We start from the raw sequence: 18,718 nt of genomic DNA, 5'->3' as shown, positions 1-18,718 counted from the left end.
CCGGTATGGCACCAAAGTGGGGTCGCACAGAGATTATTCCGGTCCGGCCGGCGCCCGATACAGACGCCCGGATCGCGACAAAAGCGGCATTTTCCCAGGTGGGAGGCGTGCTATCGACCAGAGAGGCGATCTTCATCTGGTCGCCCGCCGCCGGCCCGCCCCCAGCGAACTCGTCGGCGCAACGGTGCCTAGCAGCCCTGGGAACCGACACCAAAGGGGAAACCGCTGCGGATCACCGACGACCAGGACTCAAAGGCGCGAGCATGAGCACGACCCACCCGCACCGGACGCTTCCCGCGCCCCCGGCCCGTCTCCACTCAGCCCCCCGGGAGCAACCCCCGGCCCACGGCGCCGAACCCGCCGCCTCAACCCCCGGTCCGAACCGTGCCCACCGGTCGCCGCCAGGCGCCCCGAGACCATCCAGCGAGCACTCGCGCCCACCGGGCCCCGCCACCACCTGCCATAACGAGTCAAGGCGGCTGCGAGATCGACCCCAGCCCCAGCCGCCCCCACCATCAACCGGCGCAAAGACCCAACCACCAAGGGATCCCATGCGCTCAAACCAAGCCCACCCACCCCATCCACCCCAACCCCCGACCACGCGAAACGCGGGGGGTCCGGGGGGTCGCCCCCCGGGCAGACATCACGCGAGACCCCGGCAAGCCCCCAAAGGGGGCGCAGCATGACAAGCCAGATCGCGTGGGCGTACGTGGTTTCGAACCACGGACCTCTGCCGTGTGAAGGCAGCGCTCTACCACTGAGCTATACGCCCTTGCGGGTGGTAGGACCACCTTACACGGCACCGATCCGGGCCGACGCAGGGGGTCCCGGCGGACGGATACACCGATGTCCGCCGTCCCGCCCGGTGGGCGGACTGAGTCAGGTTCGCCGCGACTAGCCAAGGTTGAGAACCACCCGGACGGGGAAGGCTCAAAGTGGAACGGCCTTGGCAGGTTGGCCTGACGCTCGGGGGGACGTTCGGACGCTACGGATGGTAACCATCCGCCCGCCTGCGGTGGGGGTACATCTCGCGGCCGTCCGATCTACGATCTACCCGGGAAAGGTTCACCCTTCCGGGCCGGGCAACTCGCCCGAACTGCCGTAACGGATGTTGTCTTGGCATAATCTTGTTTCCAACGGGACTCGGAGAGGGAACTATCCCGTTACACGGGTGCTCGCCCGCACCACGCACCATGAGAGGCCGCCCGATGACTATTCGTCACGATTCGATCACCGCCGAACTCGCCCTTCGTCTCGTCGTGCCCGGCGGCGCTCCTGTGCCGGTTGCCGCGACGGTCCGGTACGAGCCGGCCGACCCCTACGCGATCAGCATCGGCTTCCGGACGGGAGCGGACGAGGTCGTGGAGTGGACCTTCGCACGCCAGCTACTGAGCGACGGCGTGCGTCGTCCCGCCGGGGACGGCGATGTGCAGGTGTGGCCGGCCGCCCAGTCCGGTGGGCGGATCGTCTGCCTGTCCCTGTCCAGTCCGTCGGGGCACGCGCTGTTCGAGATGCCGCGCTCCGAGGTGCTGGCCTTCCTGCGGCGGACGTACTCCGCCGTGCCCCTCGGTGGCGAGAGCGACATCATCGACCTTGATGCGGAGCTCGCGTTGCTGATCTGGGGCGGTCCCGAGCGGTGATCTCACCGGGGTCGGGATCGCTGCCCGACCCCGGCTAGCCGGTGCGGGCACTGTTCAACAGGGGGACCGCTTCCCCATCGCCTCCTGCATCCGAGGCAGTTGTCATCCCATGCATGCCAAGCATCCACCTGCCTGACGAGCACCCACCCGCCTGGTCGGACCCAGTCCGGCCAGGCGGGTTGTCGTCTGTGCGCGGTGCGGACCGCTCGACTCAGCCGCTCGCCAGGCCCACCAGTCGGTGGGCCTTGAGCTCGGTCTCGCGCCACTCCCCCTGCGGGTCGCTGCCCCAGGTCACGGCGGCGCCGGTGCCGAACCACAGCCGGTCCGCGCCGAACCAGAAGGTGCGGATGCCGACCGACAGCCATCCCCGGCCGCTGTCGGCATCCACCCAGCCGATGCCGCCGCAGTAGGGACCGCGCGGCCCCGGCTCCAGCTCACGAATGATCCGCAGCGCGCTCGACTTGGGCGCGCCGGAGACCGAGCCGGGCGGGCAGGCGGCTTCCAGCAGCTCCGGCCAGCCCACCCCAGGCCGCAGCCGGGCGCGCACCGTCGAGACGAGGTGAACCAGGCCGGGATGATGTTCGACGGCGCACAGGGCCGGCACGGTGACGCTGCCGGGCCGAGCCACCCGCCCAAGATCGTTGCGTACCAGGTCGACGATCATGATGTTCTCGGCGACGTCCTTGTCCCGCAGGTCGGGCACGGTCCGGCCGGTGCCCTTGATGGGGCCGGAATGGATGACGTCGCCGTCCCGGGCGAGGAACAGCTCCGGCGAGGCCCCCGCGATCCGCAGCCCGGCCTCGGGAACGTCCAGCGTGAGTGCGTACGGCGCCGGGTTGCCGGCGGCGAGGACCGCGGCGAGCGCGGCGGGGTCGGGTTCGACCGGCTCGCCGCCGGGGCCGGCCGGGGGCAGCGGCGCGGACAGCAGCCGGCAGAGGTTGACCTCGTAGACGTCACCGGCGGCGATGCGCTCCCGGATGGTGGTCGCGCCGGCAACGTAGGCGGTGCGGTCGAGGCTGGTGCTCCAGGACCGCGGGTCCGGGCCGTGCCAGGGGCCGCGGCGCAGCGCTGCGGCACCGGCGGCGGGCGCCGGACGCACGTCGGCGAACCGGACGCACCGCAGCACCCCCTCGAAATCGACGACCACGGCCCAGAAGCCGCCGCGCTCCAGCACCGCGGGATCGTCGCTGATCTCCACCACGCCCGTGGCGAGCCGGTCGCCCGCGAGCAGGTAGGACGGGGGCCTGGACCGCGGGACCGCCACGGACCCGCGGACGATCGACTCCGGAGCGCCCACGTTCGTCCGGCTCATTCCGATCACGTTACCGCCCTTCCCCGACCGGCACCGCCCTTCCCGGACCGGCACCCCCCCTTCCCGGACCGAGATCGCCTTCCCGGACCGGCACCGCCTCTCCCCATCGACACCGCCTCTCCCGCTCGGACCCGCCCGGCCGCAGATCCCCTGCCCCGCAGGCACTCGTCCACGCCCGCGCGGCGCGCCGCGACGGCTACCGCGGGCGAGCGAGCGCCCAGCGGGCCGCGGGTGGGGGCCGAACCCGAGCATCGACCGGGGCGGTGGACGTGCCGTGGGCGAAACCCGATGTTCACGTGGGACGCCTTGACCCAACGCAACATCTCCGCGACGTCTGGCGGGCCATTCGACGCGAGGGCCGTTCGTCCGCTAGAGTGCTACCTGCACCGCCAAGAACGCCCGGTGCAGCGCGGACGTGGCTCAGTTGGTAGAGCATCACCTTGCCAAGGTGAGGGTCGCGGGTTCGAATCCCGTCGTCCGCTCGGGAACAGAGGGGCTTGAGGTCCGTACCAGCGGCCTCCCGCGGCGGAGTGGCCGAGTGGTTTAGGCAAGGGCCTGCAAAGCCCTGTACGCGGGTTCGATTCCCGCCTCCGCCTCTGGATCCATCGCGGGCGATTAGCTCAGTGGGAGAGCGCTACCTTGACACGGTAGAGGTCACTGGTTCAATCCCAGTATCGCCCACCCCGCAGAACGGCGTTTTATCTGTTTCGGCCGGCCACTCCTCGGAGTGGCCGTTTTCATGTTCCCGACGCGATCGCGCGGCCGGCTCCGAAATCATTGCCCCCCACGCGGATCCGCTGCGGCACAGGCCACCCCGCTACGGCACGACCGCGACCAGCCGGGTCAGCGGGTCGGCGCCGCCGACGGTGAATCCGCTTCCAGGAGGAATGCAGTCACACCGTCGGCGAGGCCGCTCGCCGCCCGGGCCCGCCAGGCCGGATCGACGATTTCCGCGGCGTCAGTTCGGTTGCGCATGTTCCCGCATTCGAGGAACACCTTCGGGACGCGGGAGAGGTTCAGCCCCCCAAGGTCGGACCGGATCGTCATCCCCTCCTTGCCGAGGTAGTCGGCCAGCGGCTGGCCGGTGGCGCGGCCGAACGCCGACCGCAGGGTCCCGGCGAGCCGGCTGGAGGGGGCGAGGATCGCCGCGTTGGCCCGGTCGGGGCTCAGCGCGGGCGCGATCACATGGAAGCCGCGCCCCTCGGCGGGCCCGCCGTCAGCGTGGATGGAGACGACCGCGGCCGCGCCGGCGCTGTTGCCGATCTTCGCCCGCTCGTCGATGCACGGGCCCACCCCGCCGTCGTCCGGCCGGGTCAGCACGACCCGCGCGCCGCGGGAGCGCAGGATCGCGGCGGCTCGCTGGGCGAGATCGAACGTGAAGGCGTGCTCCGGGTAGCCGCCGTCGGTCTGCGCACCGACGGTGTCGCACTCCTTGTCGAAGCCCCCGGCGGGCACCGGTCGGTTGATGGCCGCGCTCGCCCGGCTGTTCCCGCCGTTGTGCCCCGGGTCGAGTACGACGGTGCGGCCGGCGAGCGCCGATGGGCCGTCGGCGACGGGCGAGACGGCGGGCGAGACGGCGGGTCTGGGGACCGGGGCACCGTGCTGGTCCGAGCCGGTCAGCGCGAACCGCAGGCCGAACCCGGCCACCAGGGCGACGGCGACCACGCCGACGATCTGGGCGAGCATCGACGGCCTGACCCACACCGGCATCGTGTCTCCCACCTACGGAGGAGTCGAGCTGCCCCGTCTGCACTCACCGTATGCGAATGCCCGAAACCCGCCCGAACGGGGCGGCGGTACGGGGGCGGTACGGCGGCGGTACGGGGTGTCGTCAGGCCGCGACGAAGTCGATCAACCGCTCCACGGCGCCCAGCAGGCCCACCTCGAGGTCGGTGTAGCTGTCGACCGAGGCAAGCACCCGGCGCCACAGGTCGCCGGGTTCGGCGACGCCCAGCGCCCGGCACACCCCCTCCTTCCACGGCTCACCGCGGGGCACCCTCGGCCAGGCCGGGATGCCGATCGACGCCGGCTTCACCGCCTGCCAGATGTCGATGTAGGGATGCCCGGTGATCAGCACGTGCTCGCCGGCGACGGCGGCCGCGATGCGGCTCTCCTTCGAGCCGGCGACGAGATGGTCGACGAGGACGCCCAACCGCCGGCCGGGCCCCGGCCGGAACGCCTCGACCACGCCCGGCAGCTCATCGACCCCGTCGAGGCTCTCCACCACCACGCCCTCGATGCGCAGGTCGTCGCCCCACACCCGCTCGACGAGGGCAGCATCGTGCACGCCCTCGACGTAGATGCGGCTGGCACGGGCGACGCGGGCCCGGTGACCGGCGACGGCAAGCGAGCCGGACGCGGTGCGCGCCGGGGCGGCGGGCATCGCCCGGCGGGGCCGCACGAGCGTGACCCGGCGCCCCTCCAGCAGGAACGCCCCGGGTTCGAGCGGGAAGACCCGGCGGGCGCCGTGCCGGTCCTCCAGCGTGACCCCGCCGTGCTCGGTGCCGACCACGGCGCCGCAGAAGCCGGTCGCGACCTCCTCGACCACCAGATCGGCTTCGAGCTCCACCTCCGGCGGCGGAGCCGGGCGGGTCCGGGCGGCGGGCGCCAGGACGTCCCGGCCATAATCGCGGCTGCGCATCCCTCGAACCTAGGCCGCCAGAACGCCATGATCAGGGATATCGACGCGGGCGTGTCGGGATGCGACAGTGGGGACATATCGCACCGGTACATGGAGCAACGGGAGGCCCGGCGATGACCGCACGCTACGGACCGGGAATCGCCCTGTTGGTCGTGGACGTCCAGAACGACTTCGCCGACCCGGCGGGCAGCCTCTACGTGGCCGGCGGCGAGGAGATCGTCGAGGGGGTGAACGCCGAGGTGGCGGCTGCGGTGGCCGCCGGATCCCCGGTGTTCTACAGCCAGGACTGGCATCCCGCGCGCACCCCGCACTTCGTCACCGACGGCGGGGTCTGGCCGCCGCACTGCGTGGCGGGAACCGCCGGCGCGAGCTTCCATCCCGATCTGGTCGTGTCGGGCGAGGTGATCCGCAAGGGGGTGGACGGGGCCGACGGCTACTCCGCCTTCTCCGTGCGCGACCCGGCCTCGGGGCACCGGTCGGCGACGGTACTCGGGGAACGGCTTGCTCGACTCGGGGTGTCGACGCTCGTCGTCGTCGGCCTGGCCGGCGACCACTGCGTCCGGGAGAGCGCGCTGGACGCGCGGCTGCTGGGTCTGACGGTGACGCTGCCGCTGGCCCGAACCAGATTCGTCAACCTGCATCCGGGCGACGAGGAGCGGGCCGTGGAGGCGATGCGGGACGCGGGCGTGCTGGTCGGCTGAGGCAGCCTCGTCACCAGCCCGGTCGGGAGCGTGGCTGATCGGTCAGTGCCTGGCCGGCCAGGTTGACGTGGTCGACGTGGCAGGTAGGTCTAGGCGTGCGGTCAGCGGGCGACACCGCCACGGCCGTGGCGTGTCGTGAGCCCACGCCAGAGGCCATGCGGTGGAACATCCGAACGCGGTTCCTCAGACCGCGCAGTCCCGGCAGATCATCCGGCGCTCGTCCACGAGCTGGCTACGGTGATGGACGAGGTAGCACTGCGTGCAGGTGAACTCGTCAGCCTGCCGCGGAAGCACCCGGACGTTCAGTTCCTCTCCGGCCAGGTCAGCACCCGGCAGGCCGAGCTCGGTCTCGAACGGGTCGACATCGTCACCGAGATCAGCCGCCGCATCCGCCCGCCGTGCCTTGAGGGCCTCGAGGCTCTGCTCGGAGGCGTCCTCTATGTCAGCCGTACGAGGTGTGTCGTAATCGGTGGCCACTGAATAACTCCCAGAATGGTTGTGCGTGGTCGTGCGCAAGCCACAACGCACGACCGCCGGGGTATGTGCCCGTCAGACCCGCGCTACCCTGGTGTGGGCTTCACCACACCCTCGCAACCATCTCCGCGCCGATGCGTCGCAGGGCTCGGACCATCCGCGCCGCGCGCCCGACCCGGTGCAGGACCGGACGCCTGCGGGCCGGTCTGCGCGGGTCTCAGCCAGTGCGCCGCAGCCAGGTGACCGGCGCCCCGTGCGCGCCCCGGCGCAGCGGCTCGAGGACGTCGTCCCACGCCGTCCCGAGCAGGCGGTGCAGGCCGCGGGCGAGGGTCTCGCGAGCCTCGCCCCGTTCCAGCAACGCCCGCAGGGCGGCTTCGCCGACCACCACGTCACCGTTGGCGGCGATCGCGGCCCGGTGCAGGCCGAGATCGGGGGTATAGGAATAGCGCTCGGCATCACACCCGGGCGAGGGCCCCTCGACGGTCTCGAAGGTGATGTGACCGAGCCGGCGCAGGGCCCCGGCAACCCGGCCCGCCGTGCCCGGGGACGCGCGCCACTCCAGCCCGGCGAACAGGAATCCGGGCATGCCGGGCTGCGCCGTCCAGGTCAGCGACACCGGCGACGACAACACGCCGGACGCGCCGAACTCCAGATGCGGGCACAGGGCTGGCGGACAGGCGAGCACCGCCAGCTTGCCCGGCACGGCGAAGGACGACGAGCCGGATGACAGCTCACGAGCTGTCGAGGACATTGCGACCACGCGGGACCTCCGTCGACGAGGGACGCCTTCCCCTGCGCCTGTCGACCCGCCCCCGTATGGCTTGCTGAAATCGTCCCATGGTCCGGCTCGGCGGACTAGCCCCACCCCCCTCCGGAAGTATGACTAATTGGGCGGAACGCCGGTTCGGGGCAACCACCATCCCCGCCTCGTGGATGGTTCATCCGGGCGGGTCAATCCGACGCGGGATACGGCCGCTGCGGCGCGGCCCCGTTGGGCCCGCCGCGGGCGGGCGCGCCGTCCTGGGCGGTGGCCGACCCGCCGGCGCCCAGCAGACCGCCGAGGCCGCCGAGCGCGCCGGTCAGCTCGCTCGGCACGATCCACAGCTTGCTCGCCTGGCCCTGGGCGATCTGCGGCAGCGTCTGCAGATACTGGTAGGCCAGCAGCTTCTGGTCGGCGTCGCCCTCGTGAATCGCCCGGAACACCGTGCCGATGGCCTTCGCCTCGCCCTCGGCGGTGAGGATCTGCGCCTCGCGCTCGCCCTCGGCCCGTAGGATCGCCGCCTGCTTCTCCCCCTCGGCCCGCAGGATCTCGCTCTGCTTCACGCCCTCGGCGGTCAGGATCGCCGCGCGGCGATCCCGCTCGGCCCGCATCTGCTTCTCCATCGAGTCCTGGATGGAACGCGGCGGGTCGATGGCCTTGAGCTCCACCCGGTTGACCCGGATGCCCCACTTGCCGGTGGCCTCGTCGAGCACGCCGCGTAGCTGACCGTTGATCTGGTCGCGAGAGGTGAGGGTGGCCTCCAGGTTCATCCCGCCGATGACGTTGCGAAGCGTGGTGACGGTGAGCTGCTCGATGGCGCGGATGACGTTGGCGATCTCGTAGGTGGCCGCCCGCGGATCGGTGACCTGGAAGTAGATCACCGTGTCGATCCCGACGACGAGGTTGTCCTCGGTGATCACCGGCTGCGGCGGGAAGCTGACCACCTGCTCACGCAGGTCGATGCGGTCGCGCACCCGGTCGACGAAGGGGACCACGATCGCGAGGCCCGGGGTGAGGGTGCGGTGGTACCGGCCGAGGCGTTCCACCACCATCGCCCGCGCCTGCGGCACGATCCGCACCGCCCGCGCCAGAAAGATCAGCACTACCGCCGCGACCACCACGGCGACGATGACACCTGCCATGACGTACCCCTCCCAGTCGGACCCGCGGGCCTTTCCGTGACCCCGCCGACGCCGGGAACGCCGGGCCGTGGGGTCAGATCTCGAATCGGTGCACGATGGCTGTCGCTCCGTCGATGCGCAGGACGTGCGCCTGGCTGCCGACCTCCAGCACGGTCGTGGTCGGGTACGACCGGGCCGACCAGACCTCCCCCTTGATCTTCACCCGGCCGCCCTCGCCACTGACCTGTTCCAGCACCAGCGCCCGCTCCCCCACGAGCGCCTCCGCGCCGGTGCGCAGTTCGGGAGCGCGTTGCAGGTGCCGGCGGGCCACCGGGCGCAGCCCGAGGCCGAAGCCACCGGCCGCCACGACGAACCCGACGATCTGCCAGGCCGCATCGACGCCCAGCAGCGCGACGGCGGCGCCCACCAGGGCCGCCAGCGAGAACATCACCAGCGTCAGGTCCAGCGTGAACAGCTCGCCGACGAGCAGGGCGCCGGCGACGACGACCCAGATCGCCCAGTCGGCCATGTCTCCATGCTAGGCCCGGCCGTCAGCAGCCGATCAATGAAACCTCAATGATCGGCGAAGCTCTGACCTCACATTTCGCGCGCCCCCGGATCAGAGCATCCGTCCTGGCCGTAGGCTTCGTTCGTATGTCGCAGGTATGGCCGGGCAGCCCTTATCCCCTGGGCGCCACATATGACGGGTCGGGGACGAATTTCGCGCTCTTCTCGGAGATCGCCGACCGGGTCCAGCTCTGCCTGTTCGACGACACGGGCAAGGAGGAGCAGGTCGATCTCAAGGAGGTCGACGCCTTCGTCTGGCACGCGTACCTGCCCACGGTCGGGCCGGGGCAGCGCTACGGCTACCGGGTCCACGGCCCCTACGACCCCGCCCACGGCACCCGGTGCAACCCGCACAAGCTGCTGCTCGACCCGTACGCGAAGGCCGTCGACGGCGAGGTCGCCTGGGACCAGGCGGTGTTCCCGTACACCTTCGGCGACCCGGACAGCGTCAACGACGCCGACTCCGGCCCNCACATGATGAAGTCGGTCGTGATCAGCCCGTTCTTCGACTGGAACGGCGACCGTCCGCCGCGCACGCCCTACAACGAGTCGGTGTTCTACGAGGCGCACGTCCGCGGGCTGACCAAGAACCATCCCGGGCTGCCCGAGGAGTACCGCGGCACCTACGCCGGCGTCGCCCACCCGCTGATGATCGACCACTACCGCAAGCTCGGCNTCACCGCGATCGAGCTGCTGCCCGTGCACCAGTTCGTCCACGACGAGCACCTGGTCAGCAAGAACCTGCGCAACTACTGGGGCTACAACTCGATCGCGTTCCTCGCCCCGCACAACGGCTACTCCGCCTCCGGCGGCCACGGCCGGCAGGTGCAGGAGTTCAAGGGCATGGTCAAGAACCTGCACGAGGCCGGGATCGAGGTGATCCTCGACGTCGTCTACAACCACACCGCCGAGGGCAACCACATGGGGCCGATGCTGTGCTTCCGCGGCATCGACAACGCCGCCTACTACCGCCTCGTGGACGACGACCCCCGCTACTACATGGACTACACGGGCACCGGCAACAGCCTGCGGGTGCGCCACCCCCACGTCCTGCAGTTGATCATGGACTCGCTGCGGTACTGGGTGACCGACATGCACGTCGACGGCTTCCGCTTCGACCTGGCCGCGACGCTGGCGCGGGAGTTCTACGACGTCGACCGGCTGTCGTCGTTCTTCGATCTGGTCCAGCAGGACCCGGTCGTCTCCCAGGTCAAGCTGATCGCCGAGCCGTGGGACCTCGGCGAGGGCGGCTACCAGGTCGGGAACTTCCCCCCGCTGTGGACGGAGTGGAACGGCAAGTACCGCGACACCGTCCGTGACTTCTGGCGTGGCCAGGACCACGGCATCGCCGAGTTCGCCTCCCGGCTCACCGGGTCCAGCGACCTGTACGAGAACAGCGGGCGGCGCCCCTGGGCGTCGATCAACTTCATCACCGCCCACGACGGGTTCACGCTGCGCGACCTCGTCTCGTACAACGAGAAGCACAACGAGGCCAACGGCGAGGACAACCGGGACGGATCCGACGACAACCGATCCTGGAACTGCGGAGTCGAGGGGCCGAGCGACGACCCGGACGTATTGTCCCTGCGAACCGCGCAAACCCGTAACCTGCTCACGACGCTACTGCTGTCCCAGGGGGTGCCGATGCTGGTCGCCGGAGACGAGATGGGGCGCACCCAACACGGCAACAACAACGCCTACTGCCAGGACAACCCGATCTCCTGGCTGGACTGGGCGGATGCCGAGCGCAACGCGGACCTGGTCGAGTTCGTCGGCCTGCTGTCCAGGCTCCGCAAGGACCACCCGATCTTCCGCCGCCGCCGGTTCTTCCAGGGGATCTCCCTGCGCGGGCAGGGCGCCGCGGCCCGCGGCGCCGCGGGCGACGACCCGGCCGCGGGCGACGACCCGGCCAAGAAGGACATCGTCTGGCTGCGGCCGGACGGATCCGAGATGTCCGACACCGACTGGGAGTCCGGCACGGCCCGTTCCCTGGGCGTCTACCTCAACGGGGAGGGCATCCCGGACCCGGACGCGCTCGGCCAGCCGATCACTGACAACTCCTTCCTGCTCTACTTCAACGCCCACTTCGAGCCGGTCGCCTTCCGGGTGCCGGCGCCGAGCTTCGGCGCGACCTGGGAGACGGTCATCGACACCCGCAAGTCCACCGCGGAGATCGACGCCACCCTGGAGGTCATCCCCCTGGCCCACACCGCCCTGGACCCCACCGACGTGGGCAAGGTGGTCAAGGCCGGTGACCCGATCGAGATCGACGCCCGTTCGACGGTCGTGCTGCGCCGTGTCGACTGAGCCGACCGCCCCGCCGCCGGGCGGCTCCAGAGGCGAGCGAGTGGTCCCGACCTCGACCTACCGGCTCCAGCTCAACCTGGACTTCTCCCTCACCGACGCGGCCGTGGTCGTCCCCTACCTGGCCGCGCTCGGCGTGTCGCACCTGTACCTGTCGCCGGTGCTGGAGGCCGCCCCCGGCTCGACGCACGGCTACGACGTCGTCGAGCACGGCCAGATCAACCCCGAGCTCGGCGGGACGGGCGGCCTGCGCCGGCTGGCCGCCGCGTGCCGCAAGGCCGGCCTCGGGATCGTCGTCGACGTCGTCCCGAACCACATGTCCGTCACCCCGGAGGCGGCGAACGCGGCCTGGTGGTCGGTGCTGCGGGAGGGCCCCGAATCCCCCTACGCCACCTGGTTCGACATCGACTGGGNCGCCCCCGACAATCCGGGCCGGGTGCTGGTCCCGATCCTCGGCGCCGGCCTCGCGGACTGCCTGGCCGCCGGGGAGATCTCCGTCGAGCAGGACACCGAGGGCGCGTGGGTCGTCGTCTACTACGACCACGTGCTGCCGACCGCGCCCGGCACCGCCGACCCCGACGACGTCGCCGCGACCCTGGACGCCCAGTACTACCGGCTGTGCTGGTGGCGGGTCGCCGCGAGCGAACTGAACTACCGCCGCTTCTTCGACATCACCACCCTCGCCGGGCTGCGCCAGGAGGAACCCGACGTCTTCGCCGCCACCCATCGGCTGCTCATCGAGCAGGTCCGGGCGGGCACGTTCGAGGGGCTGCGGATCGACCACCCGGACGGCCTGGCCGACCCGGAGGGCTANCTGCGGCGGCTGGCCGACGCCTCCGGCGGGGTGTGGACCGTCGTCGAGAAGATCCTGGAGCACGACGAGGATCTGCCGGACACCTGGGCCTGCGACGGCACCACCGGCTACGAGGGGATCGCCCGGCTGACCCGGCTGTTCCTCGATCCCGTCGCCGGGCATCCCCTCGCCGTGCTCTACCAGGAGATCACCCGCGCCGATCCCGACTACGAGGCCGAGGCCCGGGCCGCGAAGCTCGACGTGCTCGCCGGCGTGCTGCAGCCCGAGGTCGACCGGCTGACCGCGCTCGCCCTCGGCGAGGCCCGGGAGGCCCGCGCGGACCTCACCCGCACCGGGCTGCGCGAGGCGCTGTGCGAGGTGCTGGCCGCCTTCGACGTCTACCGGGCCTACATCCGTCCGGACGGCACCCCGAGCCTGGAGGCGCGCGGCCACGTGGTGCGGGCCTGCGAGCAGGCCCGGTCCTACCTGCCCGGCCGCTCCACCGAGGTCGACCTGATCGAGGACCTGGCCCTGAGCGGTCCGCCCGAGTTCGTCATGCGCTTCCAGCAGACCTGCGGCCCGGTGATGGCCAAGGGCATCGAGGACACCGCGTTCTACCGCTACTCCCGGCTCATCGCTCTCAACGAGGTCGGCGGCGACCCGGCGCGGTTCCCGGCGTTCACCACCGGGCATCCGCGCAGCGCCGTCACCGAGTTCCACGAGGCGAACCTGACCGTGCAGCGCAGCTGGCCGCTGACGATGACCACCCTGTCCACGCACGACACGAAGCGCTCCGAGGACGTCCGCGCCCGCCTCGCCGTCCTCTCGGAGGACCCCCGCGGCTGGGCGGAGGTGGCCGGCCGCCTGGTCCGCCTCGGCGAGCGCCACCGCGACACCGAGCAGGGCTGGCCGGACCGGTCCACCGCCTACTTCCTGCTGCAGACCCTCGTCGGCGCCTGGCCGTTGTCCACCGAGCGGGCGACCCAGTACATGCTCAAGGCCGTCCGCGAGGCGAAGGTCTACACGAGCTGGACCGACCAGGACCCCGCCTACGAGGCGGCGCTGACGAACTACATCGAGTCGGTGCTGGAGGACGAGGAGTTCCTCGCCGTGCTCACCGGCTACGTCGGCACCCTCGTCGAGCTCGGCCGGCAGAACTCGCTGGCCCAGAAGCTGCTCCAGCTCACCGTCCCCGGCGTCCCGGACGTGTACCAGGGCCAGGAGCTGTGGGATCTGTCCCTGGTCGATCCGGACAACCGCCGCCCGGTGAACTACGGCGACCGGACGAAGCTGCTCGCCGAGCTCGGCGCCGAGCCGGGCGCGGACACCGGCGCGCCGCGGCGCCCGCCGCTGCTCGACGACTCCGGCGCCGCGAAGCTGCTCGTCGTCGCCCGGACGCTACGGACCCGCCGCGAGCACCCCGAGTGGTTCGGCGACCGGGCCACCTACCGGCCGCTGTGGGCGTCCGGCTCGGCCGCGGAGAACGTGGTCGCCTTCGCCCGCTCCGAGTCGGTGGTCACCGTCGTGCCCCGCCTGGTCCTCGGCCTGCGCCGCGGCGGCGGCTGGCGCGACACGACCATCCCCCTGCCCGAGGGCCGCTGGACCGACGTGTTGACCGGCCGCAAGCACGACGGCGGCACCGCCTACGTCCTGCGCCTGCTGCGCGACTTCCCCGTCAGCCTCCTCGTCCGCTCCTGACCCGGACGCCCGCTCCTGACCCGGCGCGAACGGGCCCCTCCTCCGGATCGACCTTCGCCACCGTCGAGCGTCCGCACGGGGCGGGGCGGCGCGCGCCCCTGGACGCTGATCACGGATCTCACCTGGCGTGTCCGCTGCCATGAGACCGGTCACAGGGGGCCGTCCCGCCCGGTGAAACCGGGTCCTGCGGGCACCTTCGGTGGGGGCCGTTGTCACGGACACGGCATGTCGGCCGGCGGCGGAAGGTAGACAGGAGCTATGAGCACCTTCCGGCTGTGGGCCCCGGACGCGAAGACGGTCAGCCTGGTCGTGGCGGGTTCCGCCGGCGACGCCACCCATGAGATGTCCGCCGGGCGGCGGGGCTGGTGGTGGGTGAACGTCCCCTCCGCGAAGCACGGCACGGACTACGCGTTCGTACTCGACGGGGGCACCGAGGAGCTGCCCGATCCCCGCTCGGTCTGGCAGCCGGCGGGAGTGCACGGCCGGTCCCGGCTGGTCGACCACGCGACGTTCCACTGGTCGGACGCGAGCTGGCGGGGCATCGCGCTGGCCGGCAGCGTGCTCTACGAGCTGCACGTCGGGACGTTCACCCCGGAGGGCACCTTCGACGCCGCGATCGGCAGGCTCGACCACCTCGCCGAGCTCGGCATCGACGCCGTCGAGCTGCTGCCGGTCAACGCCTTCCCGGGGCACCACGGCTGGGGCTACGACGGGGTCGGCCTGTTCGCCGTGCACGAGCCCTACGGCGGCCCGGAGGGCCTGAAGCGGTTCGTCGACGCGGCGCACGCCCGCGGCATCGGCGTGATCATGGACGTCGTCTACAACCACCTCGGCCCGGACGGGAACTACCTGGGGCAGTTCGGGCCCTACTTCACCGACCGGTACATCACCCCGTGGGGGCCGGCGGTCAACCTCGACGCGCCCGGGTCGGACGAGGTCCGCGCCTTCATCCTCGACAGCGCGCTGTCCTGGCTGCGGGACTTCCACTGCGACGGGCTGCGCCTGGACGCCGTGCACGCCTTCCAGGACAGCCGGGCGCTGCACCTGCTCGAGGAGATCGCCGAGTCGGTGCACCGGCTCGGGGCGCAGATGCGCCGGCCGCTGTTCGTCGTCGCCGAGTCCGACCTCAACGACCCCAAACTGGTGGTGGCGCCCGAGGCCGGCGGATACGGCCTGGACGGCCAGTGGTGCGACGACGCCCACCACGCGCTGTGGGCGACGCTGTCCGGCGAACGGCAGGGCTACTACGTCGACTTCGGGTCGATCTCGACGCTCGCCCACGCGCTGACGCAGGGTTTCGTGCACGAGGGCGGCTACTCGACGTTCCGCGGCCGTTCCCACGGCCGGCCGATGCCGCCGACGACGCCGGCCTACCGGTTCGTCACCTTCCTGCAGAACCACGACCAGATCGGCAACCGAGCGGTGGGGGACCGGTCGTCGGCGCAGCTCAGCGACGGGCTGCTGCGGATCGGCGCGGCCCTGCTGCTCACCTCGGCGCTGACCCCGATGCTGTTCATGGGCGAGGAATGGGGGGCGCACACCCCCTGGCAGTACTTCACCGACCACCTCGCCCCCGGACTCGGCGACGCGGTGCGGGAGGGGCGGCGCGCCGAGTTCGCCGAGCACGGCTGGGGACCCGACGACGTCCCCGACCCGCAGGATCCGGCGACGTTCGAACGGTCAAAGCTGGACTGGTCCGAGCCGACCCGCCCGGGCCACGGCAGCCTGCTGGACTGGCACCGCCGGCTCATCGGGCTGCGCCGCAAGCTGCCGGCGCTGACGGATCCGGCCTGGGCGTCGGTCGAGTGCACCTTCGACGAGGAGGCCCGCTGGCTGGTGGTGCGGCGCGGGGACGTGGCGATCGTCGTCAACCTGGCGTCGCAGCGGCAGACGGTGCCGCTCGACGGCGTCCCGTTCGACGCGCCGGCGGCCTCGGCCCCCGGCTTCACCTACATGCCCGGCCGGGTCGAGCTCGACGGCGAGTCCGTCGTCATCACCCGCCTGCTGCCACCCGCCGGCTGAACGGCGCCGCCGTCCGCCCGCCGGTCATCGCCTGCCTGCCGGTCATCGCCTGCCTGCCGGTCATCGTCGGAGGCGGTCGCGGGACAGCAGGAAATACAGCCCGCCGAGCACTGCCAGCCCCACCAACAACACCATGACGAGCAGCACGACGTAGGTTCCCATGCGTCCATCGTCGCAGGGTCCACCGACGAGCGCGGCGGTCCGGTCCCCGATGTCCGTCCGCCCCGGCGGGCAGCCGGCTCAGGCCGAAGCTGCGGGTGGATCCGACCAGTCAGTCCAGGGGAGCGCGCCGGACGCGGGCGTGCGGTCGGTGCGTCCGGTGGGCTCAGGCGGCGGCGATGAGGCGGGCGCCGTCGCGGGCGAGCGCGGCAAGGCGCGACACCGCCCGCTGGTACTTCTTGCGATGCGGCCCGGCGAGCAGCTCCGCGCCGAACAGCTCCTCCAGTCCGACGCCCGAGGCGACGACCGGAATCGACCGGTCGTAGAGCCGATCGGCGAGCACCACGACCCGCAGCGCCACGGCCTGGTCGGCGACCGGCGCCACGCCGTGCAACGCGACCAGCCGCACCCCGTCGACGAGCGCCCCGTAGCGGGACGGGTGCAGCCCGGCGAGATGCGCGCACAGCGCCGCGAACCCGTCCTCGCTGGCCCCCTCGTGGGCGGCGGCGAGCGCCGCGACCTCGCCGTCGGCGCAGGGCGGGGGCGGGGGCGGCAGTCCTCGGTGCCGATAATCGGTGCCGTCGACGCGCAGGACGTCGAAGCGGGCGGCCAGGCCCTGGATCTCGCGCAGGAAGTCGGCCGCGGCGAACCGGCCGGCGCCGAGATCCTCCGGCTGGGTGTTGCTCGTCGCGGCCAGCGCGACGCCGGCGTCGGCGAGGCGGGTCAGCAGGGTCGACACGAGCACCGTGTCGCCCGGATCGTCGAGTTCGAACTCGTCGATGGCGAGCAGCCGCATCCCGCCGAGGGCGCGCACGGTCGCCGCGAAGCCGAGCGCTCCCACCAGCGAGGTGAGTTCGACGAACGTGCCGTAGGCCTTCGGGCCCGCCACCGCGTGCCACAGCGAGGCGAGCAGGTGCGTCTTGCCGACGCCGAACCCGCCGTCGAGGTACACCCCCGGCCGGGCCACTCCCGCCCCGCGGGCCGCACCACCCGACCGGGCTCCACGGGCGCCGCGGCCGAACAGCCCCGACCAGCCGCTCCGGGCCCCGCCGACGGAGCCGCCACCCCCACCGGGGGCCGCGTTCACCCGGCCGGCGAACACGGACAGGGCGGTGACCGCGGCGCTTTGGCTCGGTTCCGCGGGGTCGGGCAGGTAGCCGGCAAAGCGGACGGCGTCGAAGCGCGGCGGTGGGACGAGCGCGGCGACCAGATCGTCGGGTCGCGGCTGCGGCTGGCGGTCGACGAGGCGCTGCACCACCACGCCAGCCTACGGAGCAGGTCGGGGCGGGCCGCCCGCCGTGCGCAGCCGGGACCGAACTCACAGTGCCCGGCCGGTCGAGACAGTGCGCACGGGGGTCGCACAGCCGCCCGTCGGGGCTATGCGCACGGGTCGCAGAGCCGCCGTGCGCACGGGTCGCAGAGCCGCCGGTCGGGGCAGTGCGAACAGGCTGGATGGCCGTATGTCGCGGGACGGGACGAGCCGGGTGACCCCTCGCCGACCGGCTACAGTCGGCTCGGTGCGACGCATCCTCCCGGTTCCCGGCCCCGCCGACAGCCCAGGCACGCCCGCGCCGGTCGCGGCGCCGACGACGCCGGAGGCCGCCGGCGCCGGAGCGGACGATCCCGCCGCCGCCGCCGGCGACGAGGTCGTGGCGAAGGCGGCCGAGGTCGATCTCGACGAGGCCTACGCCTATCCGCCCGCAGCCGGGCAGACCAGCTACGTCCGGGCGAACTTCGTCAGCTCCGTCGACGGCGCCGCGGAGGTGGGTGGGCGGTCCGGCCCGCTGGGCGGCGAGGCGGACAGGCAGGTCTTCCGGCTGCTGCGCTGGCTCAGCGACGTGGTGCTCGTCGGCGCCGGCACCGCACGCCACGAGAACTACGGGCCGGTGATCGTCCCGCCCGAACGGCGGGACCGGCGGCAGGCCGCGGGGCTCGCCGCCGTCCCCCCGATCGCCGTGGTCACCGCGACCGCGGGCCTCGATCCCGGCGCCCGGCTGTTCGACGCCGAGGTCCGGCCCATCATCCTCACCTGCGACGCTGCTCCCCCGGCCAAGCGGCAGGCGCTCGCGGCGGTCGCCGAGGTCGTCCTCTGCGGCGACACGACCGTCGACCCGGCGGCGGCCCTCGCAGCCCTGGCCGAACGGGGGATGACCCGGGTGCTCACGGAGGGCGGGCCGCTGCTGCACGCCCAGCTTGCCGGCGCCGGTCTGCTCGACGAGCTGTGCCTGACCGTGGCGCCGATGCTCGCCGGCCCCGGCCGCATGGGCATCGTGGAGGGCCCGCCATGGCCCGAGCCGGCCACGATGCGGCTGGTCCAGGTGCTCGCCGAGGACGGCAATCTCTTCCTGCGCTACCAGCGCTGAGGCCGCCCCGCGCCGGGCCCGTCCGCGCCCGGTCGAGATAGCGGGGTCGGGGTGGCACCCGCTTTATCCACAGGTCGGCGGTTCCCACAGCCGTCATCCACAGGATCCAAGGACGATCAGCGCGACCCGTCGGCGAGTTGTTAGCGTCGCCGCACCGAACCTG

The 18,718-nt window shown here is 72.2% G+C and carries 14 protein-coding genes, 4 tRNA genes and 4 pseudogenes; 13 read left to right on the top strand and 9 right to left on the bottom strand.

What is annotated here, in order from left to right:
* Positions 1-700 precede the first annotated feature (700 nt).
* Positions 701-772 (bottom strand) — tRNA-Val (locus tag UK82_RS05745).
* A 436-nt stretch (positions 773-1,208) separates the two neighbouring features.
* Here UK82_RS05745 and UK82_RS05740 point away from each other — a divergent pair.
* Positions 1,209-1,640, top strand: a complete 432-nt coding sequence (locus tag UK82_RS05740) for an SsgA family sporulation/cell division regulator (RefSeq protein WP_009739629.1) — start codon at positions 1,209-1,211, stop codon at positions 1,638-1,640.
* A gap of 211 nt (positions 1,641-1,851) precedes the next feature.
* Here UK82_RS05740 and UK82_RS05735 read toward each other — a convergent pair whose 3' ends face one another.
* A complete protein-coding gene (locus UK82_RS05735; RefSeq protein ID WP_044883555.1) occupies positions 1,852-2,952 on the bottom strand; it encodes a chorismate-binding protein in 1,101 nt (366 codons plus the stop codon).
* Between the two features lie 409 nt (positions 2,953-3,361).
* On the opposite strand from UK82_RS05735, the gene UK82_RS05730 reads away from it, so the two are divergent.
* The 3 genes from UK82_RS05730 to UK82_RS05720 all read left to right on the top strand — a co-directional run bounded on the left by UK82_RS05730 (position 3,362) and on the right by UK82_RS05720 (position 3,633).
* Positions 3,362-3,434 (top strand) — tRNA-Gly (locus UK82_RS05730).
* A 42-nt stretch (positions 3,435-3,476) separates the two neighbouring features.
* Positions 3,477-3,548, top strand: a tRNA-Cys gene (locus UK82_RS05725).
* Positions 3,549-3,561: 13 nt separating this feature from the next.
* Positions 3,562-3,633 (top strand) — tRNA-Val (locus UK82_RS05720).
* Between the two features lie 162 nt (positions 3,634-3,795).
* On the opposite strand, the gene UK82_RS05715 is transcribed toward UK82_RS05720, so the two are convergent.
* Positions 3,796-4,662 (bottom strand): N-acetylmuramoyl-L-alanine amidase, encoded by an 867-nt coding sequence (locus UK82_RS05715; protein ID WP_044883554.1) that lies wholly within the window; start codon positions 4,660-4,662, stop codon positions 3,796-3,798.
* A gap of 121 nt (positions 4,663-4,783) precedes the next feature.
* On the bottom strand, positions 4,784-5,593 hold the full coding sequence (locus UK82_RS05710; RefSeq protein WP_044883553.1) for a DUF3097 domain-containing protein: 810 nt from the start codon (positions 5,591-5,593) through the stop codon (positions 4,784-4,786).
* Between the two features lie 113 nt (positions 5,594-5,706).
* On the opposite strand from UK82_RS05710, the gene UK82_RS05705 reads away from it, so the two are divergent.
* On the top strand, positions 5,707-6,294 hold the full coding sequence (locus UK82_RS05705) for an isochorismatase family protein (protein ID WP_044883552.1): 588 nt from the start codon (positions 5,707-5,709) through the stop codon (positions 6,292-6,294).
* A 183-nt stretch (positions 6,295-6,477) separates the two neighbouring features.
* On the opposite strand, the gene UK82_RS05700 is transcribed toward UK82_RS05705, so the two are convergent.
* The 4 genes from UK82_RS05700 to UK82_RS05685 all read right to left on the bottom strand — a co-directional run bounded on the left by UK82_RS05700 (position 6,478) and on the right by UK82_RS05685 (position 9,178).
* A complete protein-coding gene (locus UK82_RS05700) occupies positions 6,478-6,771 on the bottom strand; it encodes a DUF4193 family protein (protein ID WP_044883551.1) in 294 nt (97 codons plus the stop codon).
* Between the two features lie 214 nt (positions 6,772-6,985).
* On the bottom strand, positions 6,986-7,519 hold the full coding sequence (locus UK82_RS05695; RefSeq protein WP_044883550.1) for a DUF3145 domain-containing protein: 534 nt from the start codon (positions 7,517-7,519) through the stop codon (positions 6,986-6,988).
* Between the two features lie 200 nt (positions 7,520-7,719).
* Complete coding sequence (locus UK82_RS05690; protein ID WP_044883549.1) at positions 7,720-8,670, bottom strand: SPFH domain-containing protein; 951 nt, start codon at positions 8,668-8,670, stop codon at positions 7,720-7,722.
* A 73-nt stretch (positions 8,671-8,743) separates the two neighbouring features.
* Positions 8,744-9,178, bottom strand: a complete 435-nt coding sequence (locus tag UK82_RS05685) for an NfeD family protein (RefSeq protein WP_044883548.1) — start codon at positions 9,176-9,178, stop codon at positions 8,744-8,746.
* A gap of 125 nt (positions 9,179-9,303) precedes the next feature.
* Between UK82_RS05685 and UK82_RS36015 the strand changes: the two are divergent.
* From UK82_RS36015 to treZ, 7 genes and pseudogenes are all read left to right on the top strand, one after another.
* A pseudogene (locus UK82_RS36015) lies at positions 9,304-9,686 on the top strand (glycogen debranching enzyme); the annotation flags it as partial.
* Position 9,687: 1 nt separating this feature from the next.
* Positions 9,688-9,891: pseudogene (locus UK82_RS36010) on the top strand (hypothetical protein); the annotation flags it as partial.
* A gap of 1 nt (position 9,892) precedes the next feature.
* Positions 9,893-11,523, top strand: a 1,631-nt coding sequence (glgX, locus tag UK82_RS05680) for a glycogen debranching protein GlgX (protein WP_236705553.1), incomplete at its 5' end; no start/stop codon positions are given.
* Between the two features lie 40 nt (positions 11,524-11,563).
* A pseudogene (locus UK82_RS36005) lies at positions 11,564-11,933 on the top strand (alpha-amylase family glycosyl hydrolase); the annotation flags it as partial.
* 1 nt (position 11,934) lies between these two features.
* A pseudogene (locus UK82_RS36000) lies at positions 11,935-12,333 on the top strand (malto-oligosyltrehalose synthase); the annotation flags it as partial.
* 1 nt (position 12,334) lies between these two features.
* On the top strand, positions 12,335-14,011 hold a 1,677-nt coding region (gene treY / locus UK82_RS05675; protein ID WP_236705552.1), incomplete at its 5' end, for a malto-oligosyltrehalose synthase.
* Between the two features lie 258 nt (positions 14,012-14,269).
* Positions 14,270-16,033, top strand: coding sequence for a malto-oligosyltrehalose trehalohydrolase (treZ, locus tag UK82_RS05670; RefSeq protein ID WP_044883546.1), 1,764 nt, complete (start codon positions 14,270-14,272; stop codon positions 16,031-16,033).
* Between the two features lie 325 nt (positions 16,034-16,358).
* Here treZ and zapE read toward each other — a convergent pair whose 3' ends face one another.
* Positions 16,359-17,450, bottom strand: a complete 1,092-nt coding sequence (zapE, locus tag UK82_RS05665; protein WP_044883669.1) for a cell division protein ZapE — start codon at positions 17,448-17,450, stop codon at positions 16,359-16,361.
* A 259-nt stretch (positions 17,451-17,709) separates the two neighbouring features.
* On the opposite strand from zapE, the gene UK82_RS05660 reads away from it, so the two are divergent.
* On the top strand, positions 17,710-18,555 hold the full coding sequence (locus UK82_RS05660) for a pyrimidine reductase family protein (RefSeq protein ID WP_055406549.1): 846 nt from the start codon (positions 17,710-17,712) through the stop codon (positions 18,553-18,555).
* Positions 18,556-18,718: the final 163 nt, after the last annotated feature.

Origin of the sequence: Frankia sp. ACN1ag, from assembly GCF_001414035.1 — a bacterium.
GTDB classification, from domain to species: domain Bacteria; phylum Actinomycetota; class Actinomycetes; order Frankiales; family Frankiaceae; genus Frankia; species Frankia torreyi.
This window is presented reverse-complemented; position numbering and strand designations above follow the sequence as displayed.